At 67.3% G+C, this 12,748-nt stretch carries 12 protein-coding genes; 7 read left to right on the top strand and 5 right to left on the bottom strand.

The window, feature by feature from the left end; genetic code table 11:
- The first annotated feature begins 49 nt into the window (after positions 1–49).
- The 3 genes from mutL to HF690_RS02345 all read left to right on the top strand — a co-directional run bounded on the left by mutL (position 50) and on the right by HF690_RS02345 (position 3,603).
- A complete protein-coding gene (gene mutL, locus HF690_RS02355) occupies positions 50–1,879 on the top strand; it encodes a DNA mismatch repair endonuclease MutL (RefSeq protein WP_168608306.1) in 1,830 nt (609 codons plus the stop codon).
- Between the two features lie 181 nt (positions 1,880–2,060).
- A complete protein-coding gene (locus tag HF690_RS02350; RefSeq protein ID WP_113065141.1) occupies positions 2,061–2,966 on the top strand; it encodes a DUF1684 domain-containing protein in 906 nt (301 codons plus the stop codon).
- 19 nt (positions 2,967–2,985) lie between these two features.
- Positions 2,986–3,603, top strand: a complete 618-nt coding sequence (locus HF690_RS02345; protein WP_205300783.1) for a methyltransferase domain-containing protein — start codon at positions 2,986–2,988, stop codon at positions 3,601–3,603.
- 27 nt (positions 3,604–3,630) lie between these two features.
- Here the strand turns inward: HF690_RS02345 and HF690_RS02340 are convergent, their stop codons facing one another.
- On the bottom strand, positions 3,631–4,413 hold the full coding sequence (locus tag HF690_RS02340; RefSeq protein ID WP_113065140.1) for an enoyl-CoA hydratase-related protein: 783 nt from the start codon (positions 4,411–4,413) through the stop codon (positions 3,631–3,633).
- A 156-nt stretch (positions 4,414–4,569) separates the two neighbouring features.
- Here HF690_RS02340 and HF690_RS02335 point away from each other — a divergent pair, with 156 nt between their 5' ends.
- The 4 genes from HF690_RS02335 to HF690_RS02325 are packed head-to-tail and all read left to right on the top strand — an operon-like array spanning position 4,570 to position 6,975.
- Entirely contained in the window at positions 4,570–5,283 is a 714-nt protein-coding gene (locus HF690_RS02335) for an FKBP-type peptidyl-prolyl cis-trans isomerase (protein ID WP_113065139.1), read from the top strand.
- A 44-nt stretch (positions 5,284–5,327) separates the two neighbouring features.
- The gene (locus HF690_RS15260) at positions 5,328–5,522 is read left to right on the top strand and encodes a DUF1289 domain-containing protein (RefSeq protein WP_240151528.1); all 195 of its coding nucleotides are present in this window, start codon (positions 5,328–5,330) and stop codon (positions 5,520–5,522) included.
- Positions 5,519–6,130 (top strand): CoA pyrophosphatase, encoded by a 612-nt coding sequence (locus HF690_RS02330; RefSeq protein ID WP_240151527.1) that lies wholly within the window; start codon positions 5,519–5,521, stop codon positions 6,128–6,130. The genes HF690_RS15260 and HF690_RS02330 overlap by 4 nt, the downstream gene beginning before the upstream one ends.
- Positions 6,127–6,975 (top strand): sulfurtransferase, encoded by an 849-nt coding sequence (locus HF690_RS02325; protein WP_168608305.1) that lies wholly within the window; start codon positions 6,127–6,129, stop codon positions 6,973–6,975. Before HF690_RS02330 ends, HF690_RS02325 begins: the two co-directional genes overlap by 4 nt.
- Positions 6,976–7,037: 62 nt before the next feature.
- On the opposite strand, the gene HF690_RS02320 is transcribed toward HF690_RS02325, so the two are convergent.
- The 4 genes from HF690_RS02320 to uvrA form a co-directional block, all read right to left on the bottom strand.
- Entirely contained in the window at positions 7,038–7,793 is a 756-nt protein-coding gene (locus tag HF690_RS02320) for an enoyl-CoA hydratase/isomerase family protein (RefSeq protein ID WP_113065136.1), read from the bottom strand.
- Between the two features lie 31 nt (positions 7,794–7,824).
- Positions 7,825–9,267 (bottom strand): DUF4139 domain-containing protein, encoded by a 1,443-nt coding sequence (locus tag HF690_RS02315; protein WP_168608304.1) that lies wholly within the window; start codon positions 9,265–9,267, stop codon positions 7,825–7,827.
- Between the two features lie 123 nt (positions 9,268–9,390).
- On the bottom strand, positions 9,391–9,807 hold the full coding sequence (locus HF690_RS02310; RefSeq protein ID WP_338042864.1) for an acyl-CoA thioesterase: 417 nt from the start codon (positions 9,805–9,807) through the stop codon (positions 9,391–9,393).
- Positions 9,804–12,695 (bottom strand): excinuclease ABC subunit UvrA, encoded by a 2,892-nt coding sequence (uvrA, locus tag HF690_RS02305; protein WP_168608303.1) that lies wholly within the window; start codon positions 12,693–12,695, stop codon positions 9,804–9,806. The genes HF690_RS02310 and uvrA overlap by 4 nt, the downstream gene beginning before the upstream one ends.
- Between the last annotated feature and the right edge of the window lie 53 nt (positions 12,696–12,748).

The raw sequence follows: 12,748 nt of genomic DNA, 5'->3' as shown, positions 1-12,748 counted from the left end.
CACGGAGTTCGCGCTGGTATCCTTGGCGACTCGTAGCCGCGAGTCCGTCATGTCCGATATCTGTCCGCTTCCACCCGAACTCATCAACCAGATTGCTGCCGGCGAGGTCATCGAGCGGCCGGCATCGGTGGTCAAGGAGCTGGTCGAGAACAGCCTCGATGCCGGCGCGCGCCGCATCGAAGTGGAGATCGAGGCCGGTGGCGCACGGCGCATCTGCGTGCGCGACGACGGCGGCGGCATCGCCCCGGAGCAGCTGCCGCTGGCGGTGGCCTCGCACGCGACCAGCAAGATCGGCAGCTTCGACGATCTCGAGCACGTCGCCACCATGGGGTTCCGTGGCGAGGCGCTGGCCTCGATCGCCTCGGTGTCGCGCTTCACGCTGACTTCGCGGCCGCGCGACGCCGAAGCCGCGTTCCGTGTCGAGGTCGACGGCGGCGCGATCGGCGACTCGCGCCCCGCACCGCATCCGCCGGGCAGCAGCGTCGACGTGCGAGACCTGTTCTACAACGTGCCGGCGCGTCGCAAGTTCCTGCGTACCGAGCGTACCGAGTTCGGCCGCATCGACGAACTGCTGAAGACCCTGTCGCTGGTGCACGAGGACGTCGAATTCCGCCTCAGCCACAACGGCCGGCAAGTGCGCATGCTGCGTCCGGCGAACGACGAGCGCGCGGCGCTGGCGCGGGTGGGCGAAGTGCTGGGCGAGGGCTTCACCGAGGCCAGTCTGCGCATCGATCATCAGGCGGCGGGCATGCGCTTGTCCGGCTGGGTCGGTCTGCCCACGGCGGCGCGCAGCCAGGCCGATCAGCAGTATTTCTACGTCAACGGCCGCATGGTGCGCGACAAGGTGGTCGCGCATGCCGTGCGCCAGGCCTATGCGGACGTGCTGTTCCACGGCCGTCATCCGGCGTTCGTGCTGTTTCTGGAACTGGACCCGGCCGGCGTCGACGTCAACGTGCATCCGGCCAAGAGCGAGGTGCGCTTTCGCGAGCAGCGGCTGGTGCACGATTTCCTGTTCCGTACGCTGCACGAGGCGCTGTCGGAGACGCGCGCGGGCAGTATCACTTCGCAGCCGGTCGCCCCGCTGGCCGGAACGCAGTCCTCGCCCGAAGGCACGGCTCCTGCCGCCTCGCCCGCGATGTTCGGTGGAGGTGGTGGCGGGTCGCACAATGGCGGTGTCTGGCGCAGTCAGGCCGGTCTGTCGCTGGGCGTGCGCGATGCGCCGCTGGCCGACTATCAGGCGCTGGTCGGCGACGCGCCGCAGCGCGGTCTGCCGGAGTCGGCGGACGAGGCGGACATTCCGCCGCTCGGCTACGCGCTGGCGCAGCTCAAGAGCATCTTCGTGCTGGCCGAGAACGCGCACGGGCTGGTGCTGGTCGATATGCACGCCGCGCACGAGCGCATCACCTACGAGCGCATGAAGAACGCGCGCAGCGGTAGCGGTCTGCGCACGCAGATGCTGCTGGTGCCGCTGGCGTTGGCGGTCTCCGCGCGCGAGGCCGAGGCGGCCGAGGAGCACGCCGAAGCGCTGGCCGGCTGGGGGCTGGAACTCTCCCGCAGCGGCCCGAACCAGATCACCGTGCGCCGCATTCCCGCGCTGCTGGAAGGTGCGGACGTGGCCCAGCTGAGCCGCGACGTACTCGGCGAACTGGCCCAGCACGGCAGCTCCCGCCGTCTGGAAGAGCTGGAGAACGAGCTGCTGTCGACCATGGCCTGCCACGGTTCCGTGCGCGCCGGTCGCCGCCTGACCGTGGCCGAGATGAACGCGCTGCTGCGCGACATGGAGGCCACCGAGCGTTCCGGCCAGTGCAACCACGGACGCCCGACCTGGGTGCAGCTCGGCATGCACGAACTGGACCGTCTGTTCAACCGTGGCCGCTGAGTCGGCGGTCGGCATTCAAGGGTTTCGCGAAAGGCATCGCGTCGTGTATACGAAAGAGGGCGGGAATGCTTTTCGGCATGTTGACAATAAGCTCATGACGTACATTTCGTATACGTCCCATGCGCCGTCGGGCACCCTGCGACGGAGTCCATTTTTCGGAAGTCGTTCTCGGAGATCGTCCATGTTTCGCGCCAGCCCGCTTCTCGCTGTCTTCCTCATCGCTCTTTCCGGAGTCGCCACCGTGCAAGCCGCCGACGTCTCGTCCTACACCCAGCAGATCGAACACTGGCGCACGCAGCGCGTGGAGCGGCTGACTGCACCGTACGGCTGGCTCAGCCTGATCGGACTGCCGTGGCTGGAGCAGGGCGCCAATACAGTTGGCAGCGCCAAGGACAACGCCATTGTCATCGATACGGCGCCTGCGCATCTGGGTACGGTGGACTGGCGCAAGGACGGCACGGTGACGATCGAGCTGGCGCCGGACGCGCACGCCACCATCGACGGCAAGCACGAACGCCGCGCCACGCTGCTGGACGACAGCCACGACAAGCCGACCGTCGTGCGTTTCGGCACCACCGAGTTCTACCTGATCGCGCGCAACGGCCGGAAGGGTCTTCGCGTGAAGGACAGCGAATCGCCCACGCGCACGCATTTCGCCGGCATCGATCATTTCCCGGTCGACCCGTCGCTGCGCATCGTGGCCAAGTGGGTGCCGTACACCAAACCGCACACGCTGAAGATGGGCAACGAGATCGGCGCGGTGGATACCTTTCCGGTGCCGGGCAAGGCCGAATTCACTTACCAGGGTCACGATTACACGTTGTATCCGGTGATCGAAGTGCCGGGCGACAGCCAGTACTTCCTGGTCTTCGCCGACGCCACCAGCGGCAAGGAGACCTACGGCGCGGCGCGCTTCCTGTACATCGACAAGCCGAAGGACGGCCATGTCGTGATCGACTTCAACAAGGCCTACAACCCGCCGTGCGCCTTCACGCCGTACGCCACCTGTCCGCTGGCGCCGCCGGAGAACCGGCTCGGTTTCCGCGTCACGGCCGGCGAGAAGGTCTACAAGGGCGGCGAGGGCTGAGCCGCCGCGCGCCGTCGCCGTGAATAAGGGCGCCGACCGCATTCTCGACCTGTACCAGCGCCACGCGGCGGCCTGGCAAAGCGACCGTCTGCGCACGCATTTCGACGAGCGTAGCTGGATGGATCGCTTCCTGGAGATGGTGCCGGTGTCGGGCGAGGTGCTCGACCTGGGCTGCGGTTGCGGCGAGCCGGTGGCGGCGTATCTGGTCGAGCAGGGCCGCGCCGTGACCGGCGTGGATGGCGCGGCGATGGTCGCGTTGAGCCGAGCGCGCTTGCCGACGCAGACCTGGGTGCAGGCCGACATGCGCGGCCTGGATCTCGCGCGCCGCTTCGATGGCGTGCTGGCCTGGAACAGCTTCTTTCATCTCGCGCACGACGATCAGCGCGCCATGTTCGCGGTGTTCGCCCGCCATGCCGCGCCCGGTGCGCCGCTGATGTTCACCAGCGGCACAGAGCACGGTGTGGCGATGGGAACGTTCCGTGGCGAGCCGCTGTACCACGCCAGCCTGGATACCGAGGCCTACCGCGCGCTGCTGCATGAGCACGGCTTCGAGGTGGTGGATCATTGCCCCGAAGATACTTCGTGCGGCGGACTGACGATTTGGCTCGCGCGCCGGTTGGATGCCCTGGAAACCTGACGCGGCGCGCGATGCCGTCGGTGATGTTCAGCGGCCCTTGAATGCGGGCTTGCGGCGTTCCAGGAAGGCGCTGGTGCCTTCGCGCATGTCTTCGGTGGCGAAGCACAGCGCGAAGCCCTGGCTTTCGTAGTCCAGCCCCTGTTCGATGGCGCACTCGCCGCCGCTGAGCACGGCGTCGAGGATGCCCGCCGCGGCGCGCGGCGCGCTCGCGGCCAGCTGCTCGGCGAGGTCCTTCACGACGTCGTCCAGTTGTTCCGGTTCGACCACGTCGGTCACCACGCCCAGGGCATGTGCGCGGGCGGCGTCGATCTGCTTGCCCGTCAGGCACAGTTCCAGCGCCGCGCCGCGTCCGGCCAGGCGCAGCAGGCGCTGCGTGCCACCGAAGCCCGGAATCAGGCCGAGATTGATCTCCGGCTGGCCGAACTTCGCCTTGGCGGAGGCGATGCGCAGATGGCAGGCCATCGCCAGTTCCATGCCGCCGCCCAGCGCGTAGCCGGGAATGCGCGCGATGACGGGCTTGCCGAGACGTTCGATGGTCAGCATCAAGGCCTGGCCGACGCGGGAGAATGACAGCGCCTGGGTCGGCGTGTAGGTGTTCATCTCGGCGATGTCGGCGCCAGCCACGAAGGCCTTGTCGCCGGCGCCAGTCAGCACAACCGCGCGGATGCTGCTGTCGTGCGCGGCCTGGCTGAAGGCCAGGGTCAGCTCGTTCAGCGTGTCGAGATTGAGCGCGTTGAGCTTGTCGGGACGGTTGACCGTGATGGTGCGGACGGCGCCGTCGTCGCGGGTGAGCAGGTTGCGGTAGGCCATGGGTGGACTCCGTGGAGAAAAGGCGCATGGTACCAGTGGGGAACCATCCGCCCGCCATGGTGATCTGAACAGAGAGTCGTTGTCCTGCGCATGCGGGTGGCGATACGCATGGCTTACCATGGTGGGCGGAATGAAACGCCCGAGGCGAATGCATCGATGAATCCACGTCTTGCCCTGATTGCACTGCTCGCCACGCCGGCTCTGGCGTGGGCGCAGGGCGGGGGTGCGCAGAAAGCGCAGTCGTCCAAGCCGGCCGCCGGTCTCGACCGGACCAAGGCATCGTATGCGGTGGGCTATCAGATCGGTACGCGAGTGGCCCAGGGCAAGCGCACGTTCGACATCGACACGCTGGTGCGCGCGCTGCGCGACGCGTATGCCGGTCGCGCGCCCAAAGTGCCTGCCGCGCAGATGCGCGAGCAGCTGAATCTGCTCGGCCAGCAGCTGCACAAGCGTGCCGAGGAGGGTTTCCACAAGCAGGCCGTGGCCAACGCGGCCGAAGCCCGTCGCTTCATGGCGCAGAATCGCACGCAAGACGGGGTGGTCACGCTGCCGTCGGGCGTGCAGTACAAGATTCTGCGCAAGGGCAACGGCGCGCATCCGTCGCTGGGCAGCACGGTGGTCGCCAACTACCGCGGCGCGCTTATCGACGGCATGGAGTTCGACAGCTCCTATGCGCACGGCCGTCCGGTGACATTTCCGGTCAAGCGCATGCTTCCGGGCTGGAAGGATGTGCTGCCGCGCATGCGCGTGGGCGGCAAATGGAAGGTCTGGATTCCGCCCAATCAGGCCTATGGCGCGCGGGGGCAGCTGCCGCGTATCGGTCCGAACGAGGTGCTGGTGTTCGAGATCGAACTGCTGGGCGTGAAGTGAACGGCGCACACCTGCGCGATGCGCAACTGCGCTAGCATGTCTGGATGGTTTCCCAAGCACGACGCCTCGACGAAAGTGAACCGCTGACCCCCTGCGTGAAGGTGTGTCGGCTGGACGAGGCCGGGTTCTGCGTCGGCTGCAAGCGCAGCGTCGACGAGATCATGCGCTGGGGAACGATGTCCCAGACCGAACGTCTGCGGCTGATGCGCGAGGAGTTGCCCAAGCGTTGGCCCGCATGATGCGCACACAGACTAACGAATGGCGCGAGGCGCTGCTGCCGCTGGCCGCTCCGCCGCGCCTGCCGGGCTGGAATCACGCCATGATGCGCGATCTGATCGGTGATGCGCCGCTGACGCCTGCCGCGGTGCTGGTGCCGATACTCGATGTCGAGGAACCCACGGTGGTGCTGACGCGCCGGACGCAGCATCTGGCGCGTCACGCGGGCCAGGTGGCCTTTCCTGGCGGCCGCGTCGACGATACCGACACGGATGTGGTCGATGCCGCGCTGCGCGAGACCGAGGAAGAAATCGGCTTGCCGCGGCACCATGTCGAGCCGGTCGGATTTCTCGACTGCTTCGAGACCGTCAGCGGCTTTGCCGTGACTCCGGTGGTGGCGATGGTTTCGGCGCAGCGGCCGCCTTGGCGGCCCGAGCCCGGCGAAGTCGACGAAGTATTCGAGGTGCCGTTGGCATTTCTGCTCGACCCCGCGAATCTGCGCCGCTACACCATGCAGTACCGCGGACATCAGCGCGAGATGGCGGAATTCCACTACGGTCCGCACCGCATCTGGGGCGCGACCGCCGCCATGTTGACCAATCTGCTCGACCGCATGGGAATCCAGCCATGAACCGACCGTTGATCGATGCCCGTACCCTGATGGACCGTGCCGGCGAGGATCTGCTGATCGTCGACTGCCGCTTCGAGCTGTCCGATCCGGAGCAGGGGCGGCGCGATTATCTGCAGGGCCATCTTCCCGGCGCGATCTACGCCAGTCTGGACGAGGATCTTTCCGACCTGGGCAAGATTCCGCAGGGACTCGGCCGGCACCCCTTGCCCGATCCGGACGCCTTTGCGCGCACGCTGGGACGCTGGGGCTGGACGTCGCAGCGGACCGTGGTCGCCTACGACACGGCCGGTGGCGCGATCGCGGGAAGGTTGTGGTGGATGATGCGCAGCATCGGCGCGTCGGCGTCGGTGCTGGACGGCGGTCTGGCCGCGTGGCGCGAAGCCGGTGGCGCGCTGGATACGGGGCTGGTCGAAGTGACGCCGACCGAGGTTCGGCTGCAATTCGATCCGCAGGCATACATGGAGACCCGTGCGCTGCGGGAAGCACTGGACGCGGGCAGCGTGACCCTGGTCGACGCGCGCGCCGCGCCGCGCTATCGCGGTGAGACCGAGCCGCTCGACCGCGTTGCCGGGCATGTGCCGGGCGCGGTCAATCGTCCGTTCGCTGGCAATCTGGACGAAGAAGGTCGTTTTCGCGCTCCCGAGGTCCTGCGTGCAGAGTTCGAACAGCTGCTGCAGGGCGTGTCGCCCGAGCGGGTCGTGCATATGTGCGGCTCCGGCGTGACTGCCTGCCACAATCTGCTGGCGATGGAGCACGCGGGTCTGTCCGGTGCGCGGCTTTACACGCCGTCGTGGAGCGGCTGGGTCAGCGATCCCGAGCGGCCGGTGGCGAAAGACGAAGCGTGAGACCTCGGATCTAAGTAGTCGGGGCGGCCGAGGCATGTGCCGCCGCCCTTGCTGTCGGCGACTTATTTCTTGCTCTTCAGTTGTGCGACCAGCGCCTTCATCACGCCCTGCGTTTCCTCGCTGAACCAGCCGTCGAGAAAATCCTCGACCGGCAGGGCGTCGAGGTCGGCGAAGGCATCGGCCAGGTCGGCGCGGGCCAGGGCGCGGGTGCTGCGCATGGCTTGCTGCGGCAACGCCAGCAGTTCGTGCATCCAATGCTGTGCGCGTACCGTGACCTCTTCGACCGGCGTCAGTTCGTCGACGAAACCGCAGGCCAGGGCCTCCTCGGCAGTCAGCATGGTTCCCGCCACCAGCAGGCGTTCGGCGCGATAGGCGCCGACCACGCGGCGAAGCGCCAACTGGATGCAGTCGGGTACGGTCAGGCCGACCTGCACTTCGTTGAGGCCGATGCGGAATGGGCCGCGCGCCATCACGCGGTAGTCGCAGAACAGCGCCAGCACCGCGCCGCCGGCCGGGCTGTGGCCGGAGATCGCCGCGACCGACGGAATCGGCAGGCGCGCGAGCGTCGCGCACAGGGCGAAGAATTCACGCCAGAACGCACGCATGCCATCGCGGTCCAGCGTCAGCAGGGTCGGCACGTCGAGACCGGCCGAGAACATGCCCTGGTTGCCGGTGAGAAGCAGACCCTGCGCGCCTTCGGCCACGGCCTCCTCGATGCCGGTCCGCAGGCGCGTGACCAGGGCCGGGTCAAGCGCGTTCACGGGCGGTCGGTTGAGGCGAAGTTCGGTGACGCCTTCGCGAGTGGTGATGTCGAGCATGTCGTTCTCCTGAAGGGGCCGGCGGATGCGTTCAGTCGTCCGCCGATGTCCACTGGTAGCGCACGGCGTAGTCCAGTGTCGCGGTGCCGTTGGCGGGCACGTCGATGCGGAATTCGAGCGTGTCCGGCGTCTGCCGTGCGGGCTTCTCGCTCGACGAGGTCAGCGTCCATTGTGTCCAGCGGTTGGGATGCTCGATCACGCTGATGGTGCGGGCGTGGTCGCCGGTGTTGGTCAGGGTGACGTGGAAGCTTTCGTCGATGCGTCGCTGGGACTTCGAATACTCGAACGAGGTGCGCTCGCGCTTCGCGCGCAGATCGAACGCCGAGCCGAGTGTCAGGCGTACCTGCGCGTGCTTGGGCGTGTCGGCCACGGTGCCTTCGCCGATGAATTCCAGAGCGCCGTCTTTGTCGGCGGTCAGGACGCGCATGTGCCCTTCGGGGAGGGTGTCGGGTGCCTGGAATTGCAGCACGCTGAGAATACTTCCCTCGGTGGTGCCCGCGCCTATCGAGGGGTTGGTCATCGGTCGCGAAGGCGTCCAGGCATTGCCGTTCTCGAACGTCCAGGTGCGCTTGCAATCGATCATGCGGGGCGCGTAGAGCGGTGTCAGGGTGACGCTGTTGTCGGGCAAATCGACAGCGCCGGGAAGCGTGAAGGTACGGTAGGCGTCCAGCGTGCCCTGCTGCGGCATGGGTGCTTCCTTGGCGCGGGCACTCATCATGGCCGGGCGTGGTCCGATATAGCGGTTGTTTCCGATGTTCGGCTGGCCGGCGATCAGCTTGATGTCGGCATCGTCCCAGTCGCGTCCGCTGCGGTTGGCGATGCTGGCCTGCGCACGCAGGCGCATGCGGCAGCTGTTGCCGGACTGCAGGGTCGCGGTGTAGGCGGCGCGCCAGCCGAGGCCGTGAGTGGGGTAGGTCAGCACGGCGTCGCTGTGACCATCGTCGTCGGCCTGGGTGCGCACGATCAGGCGCGAGCCGCCGCCGATCTCGCCGTTGAGCAGTTTGACCGCGCTGTACTGCCGGACCACGGTCGGGCCGAACACATCGCCGCCGATGACCAGGCTTCCATCCTCGCCGACGCTTTCCAGTTGCCCCTGCACCAGGGTTTGTCCGTTGTCGCCGATCACGGTGACACGCTTGCCGATCTGGCCGATCAGCGCACCGTTGTGGCCCTGCGCGAGCAGCAGGCGCTGGGACAGCACTTTCACGTGGCCGGAACCGAAGCTCAGAGTGACGGCTTCCGGCTCGATGTAGCTGGGCAGATTGCCGATGGCAAGATCCTGCGTGCCCTTGGCGTAGCCGATGTTGCGTTGTTCGCGGACGACGGCGTACCCGCTGTTGACAGCGTTCTGCCCGGCCTGGAAGAGGTTATTGTCGTTGCTGCGGTAGAGCGTGATGTCCGGGCCGTTTGCGGCCAGCGCGACGGGGGTGACGAGCACGCCGGCCAGAGCCAGCGAGAGCAGGGCGCGATGCATGATGGCAACCTCCGATGTGGACCGGCGCCCATCATAGCGGGCCGGGCTGAATCGGGGGTGTGCCGATGGGCGGGTCCGCAGGCTCCGGGCGCGGCGCTGCGGGCCGCGCGGATCGAGGTGTTCTCAGGCAGGATTCTCGACCGCCTTGCGGAGGGCGTCGGGCAGCGCCACCGAAGTGCCCTTGGCGGGATCGATCCATACCAGCGTGACACGCCCGTCGCAGTACAGCCGTTGGTCCTCGCCGTCGACGATGCGGTGTCCAAGGGTCATCGAGCTGTTGCCCACGCGTTCGCGGAACAGCTGAATCTCGACCCTGGCCGGCCAGTGGATCGGCGCGCGGTAGTTCAGTTCGCTGGCCGCCATCACCGGTTTGGCGTGGTCGTTCATCCAGTTGCCGGGGATGTGCCGCAGCCAGTCCAGGCGCGCCTGCTCCAGGTAGGTCAGGTACATCGCGTTGTTGACGTGGTTGAAGGCGTCCAGGTCGCGCCAGCGCACTTCGATCGGGGCGGTGAACAGCGGGGTGGGGGTGGCTTCGGTCATGCGCGTTTCCGTGGCTTGGCGGTTTTCTTTGCGGCTTTCTTCGCGGTCTTCTTCGCCGCGGGCGCTTTCTTCAGGTACGGCTTGAGGAAGCGGCCCGTGTGCGAGGCCTTGTTCGCGGCGACGTCTTCGGGCGTACCGTCGGCAATGATGCGTCCGCCGCCGGCGCCGCCCTCGGGGCCGAGGTCGACGATCCAGTCGGCGGTCTTGATGACATCTAGGTTATGCTCGATCACCACCACCGTGCTGCCGTTGTCGACCAGCTGGTGCAGAACGTCGAGCAGCTGCTCGATGTCGTGGAAGTGCAGGCCGGTGGTCGGCTCGTCGAGGATGTACAGGGTGCGTCCGGTGTCGCGCTTGGACAGCTCGCGCGACAGCTTCACGCGCTGCGCTTCGCCGCCCGACAGCGTCGTCGCGCTCTGGCCCAGCTTGATGTAATCGAGGCCTACCGCGCGCAGCGTCTGCAGCTTGCGCGCGATCACCGGCACCGGCTCGAACAGCTCCAGGGCATCCTCGACGGTCATCTCCAGCACGTCGGCGATGGTGTGGCCCTTGTAGAGGATCTCCAGCGTCTCGCGGTTGTAGCGCTTGCCGTGGCAGACGTCGCAGGGCACGTAGACGTCGGGAAGGAAGTGCATCTCGACCTTGATCAGGCCGTCGCCCTGGCAGGCCTCGCAGCGGCCGCCGCGTACGTTGAAGCTGAAGCGGCCCGGTTTGTAACCGCGCGCGCGCGATTCGGGCACCTGCGCGAACAGTTCGCGCAGCGGCGTGAACAGGCCGGTGTAGGTGGCCGGGTTGGAACGCGGCGTGCGGCCGATCGGCGACTGGTCGATGTCGACCACCTTGTCGAACAGGTCCAGCCCCTCGACGCTTTCGTACGGTGCCGGTTCGGTGCTGGCGCCGTTGAGTTCGGCGGCGACAAGGCGGAACAGGGTGTCGTTGATCAGTGTCGACTTGCCCGAGCCGGACACGCCGGTGACGCAGGTGAACAGCCCGGCGGGGATGTCCAGATCGACCTTCTGCAGGTTGTTGCCGGACGCGCCGCGCAGGCGCATCCACAGTTCGTCATCCGGTTGCCGCCGCTGTTCGGGCACTTCGATGGCGCGCTGTCCGGAGAGGAACTGACCGGTCACGGATCGCTCGGATGCGAGCACGTCCTCGAGCTGACCCTCGGCGACGATCTCGCCGCCGTGCACGCCGGCACCCGGTCCGATGTCGAGGATGTGGTCGGCGGCGCGGATGGCGTCCTCGTCGTGCTCGACCACGATCACGGTATTGCCCAGATCGCGCAGGCGCGTCAGCGTGCCGAGCAGGCGTTCGTTGTCGCGCTGGTGCAGGCCGATGGAGGGCTCGTCGAGCACGTACATCACGCCAACCAGGCCGGCGCCGATCTGGCTGGCCAGGCGGATGCGCTGGGCTTCGCCGCCGGACAGCGAGTCGGCCTTGCGGTCCAGGGTCAGGTAGTCCAGGCCGACGTCGACCAGGAACTTCAGGCGCTCGCGGATCTCCTTGACGATCTTGGTCGCAATCTCGCCGCGCCAGCCGTCCAGTTTCAGCTGGTCGAAGAAGTGTTCGGCGGCCTCGATGGAATCGGCGCCGATCTCGGGCAGCGTGCGTTCGTCGACGAACACGTTGCGCGCGGAGCGGTTCAGACGCTGACCGCCGCATTCGGCGCAGGGTTTCTCGGCGATGTAGCGCGACAGCTCCTCGCGCACGGCCGAGGATTCGGTCTCGCGGTAACGGCGCTCCAGGTTCGGCAGGATGCCTTCGAAAGCGTGCTCGCGGGTGACCTTGCCGCCGCGCTCGGTGAGGTAGCGGAAGGCGATGGACTCGCCGCCGGAGCCATGCATGACGGCGTCCTGCACCTTCTTCGGTAGTTCGCTCCAGGGTGTGTCGACGTCGAAGCCGTAGTGCTTGGCCAGCGACAGGATCAGCTGGAAGTAGTGCGCATTGCGGCGGTCCCAGCCGCGCACCGCGCCGCCGGCCAGCGACAGCTCGGGGTGGCGCACCACGCGCGCGGCATCGAACACCTGGTTCACGCCCAGGCCGTCACAGGCCGGGCAGGCGCCGATCGGCGAATTGAACGAGAACAGGCGCGGTTCCAGCTCGGGCAGGGCGTAGTCGCAGATCGGGCAGGCGTAGCGCGAGGAGAACAGGTGCTCGTCGGCCTTGGGGTCGTCCAGATCGGCGACGATGGCCAGGCCGTCGCCCAGGCGCAGCGCGGTCTCGAACGATTCGGCCAGGCGCTGCTTGAGTTCCTCGCGCGGGCGGAAGCGGTCGATCACCGCCTCGATGGTGTGCTTCTTGCGCAGTTCCAGCGGCGGCACGCTGTCCAGTTCGTGAACGTGGCCGTCGACGCGGGCGCGCACGAAGCCCTGGGCGCGCAGCTGCTCGAAAATCTGCGCGTGCTCGCCCTTGCGCTCGCGGATCACCGGCGCCAGCAGCATCCAGCGTTTGCCGGCGTCCAGCGCCAGGGTGGCGTCGACCATCTGGCTCACGGTCTGCGCCTCCAACGGCGTGCCGTGGTCCGGGCAGCGCGGGCTGCCGACGCGGGCGAACAGCAGGCGCAGATAGTCGTGCACCTCGGTGATGGTGCCGACGGTCGAGCGCGGGTTGTGCGAGGTCGCCTTCTGTTCGATGGAAATCGCCGGCGACAGGCCCTCGATGCTGTCGACATCGGGCTTCTCCATCATCGACAGGAACTGCCGTGCGTATGCCGACAGCGATTCGACATAGCGACGCTGGCCTTCGGCATACACGGTGTCGAAAGCCAGTGAGGACTTGCCCGAACCGGACAGACCGGTGATCACGATCAGTTTGTCGCGAGGCAGGTCCAGATCCAGGTTTTTCAGGTTGTGCGTGCGCGCACCGCGAATGCGGATGGGACTCATGCGGTGTTCCGGAAAGGTGGAGTAGGTGATGGCCGACACCGAAGATGCGGCCG

This window comes from Oleiagrimonas citrea (assembly GCF_012395255.1).
Taxonomy (GTDB): domain Bacteria; phylum Pseudomonadota; class Gammaproteobacteria; order Xanthomonadales; family Rhodanobacteraceae; genus Oleiagrimonas; species Oleiagrimonas citrea.
Note: the sequence above shows the minus strand (reverse complement) of the source record. Positions and strands in the feature narration are given on the sequence as shown.

Excerpts from the sequence above, each read along its gene's own strand:
- mutL (WP_168608306.1), top strand. The coding sequence starts at position 50 with ATGTCCGATATCTGTCCGCTTCCACCCGAACTCATCAACCAGATTGCT.
- HF690_RS02350 (WP_113065141.1), top strand. The coding sequence starts at position 2,061 with ATGTTTCGCGCCAGCCCGCTTCTCGCTGTCTTCCTCATCGCTCTTTCC.
- HF690_RS02340 (WP_113065140.1), bottom strand. The coding sequence starts at position 4,413 with ATGGCCTACCGCAACCTGCTCACCCGCGACGACGGCGCCGTCCGCACC.
- HF690_RS02335 (WP_113065139.1), top strand. The coding sequence starts at position 4,570 with ATGAATCCACGTCTTGCCCTGATTGCACTGCTCGCCACGCCGGCTCTG.
- HF690_RS15260 (WP_240151528.1), top strand. The coding sequence starts at position 5,328 with ATGGTTTCCCAAGCACGACGCCTCGACGAAAGTGAACCGCTGACCCCC.
- HF690_RS02330 (WP_240151527.1), top strand. The coding sequence starts at position 5,519 with ATGATGCGCACACAGACTAACGAATGGCGCGAGGCGCTGCTGCCGCTG.
- HF690_RS02325 (WP_168608305.1), top strand. The coding sequence starts at position 6,127 with ATGAACCGACCGTTGATCGATGCCCGTACCCTGATGGACCGTGCCGGC.
- HF690_RS02320 (WP_113065136.1), bottom strand. The coding sequence starts at position 7,793 with ATGCTCGACATCACCACTCGCGAAGGCGTCACCGAACTTCGCCTCAAC.
- HF690_RS02315 (WP_168608304.1), bottom strand. The coding sequence starts at position 9,267 with ATGCATCGCGCCCTGCTCTCGCTGGCTCTGGCCGGCGTGCTCGTCACC.
- HF690_RS02310 (WP_338042864.1), bottom strand. The coding sequence starts at position 9,807 with ATGACCGAAGCCACCCCCACCCCGCTGTTCACCGCCCCGATCGAAGTG.
- uvrA (WP_168608303.1), bottom strand. The coding sequence starts at position 12,695 with ATGAGTCCCATCCGCATTCGCGGTGCGCGCACGCACAACCTGAAAAAC.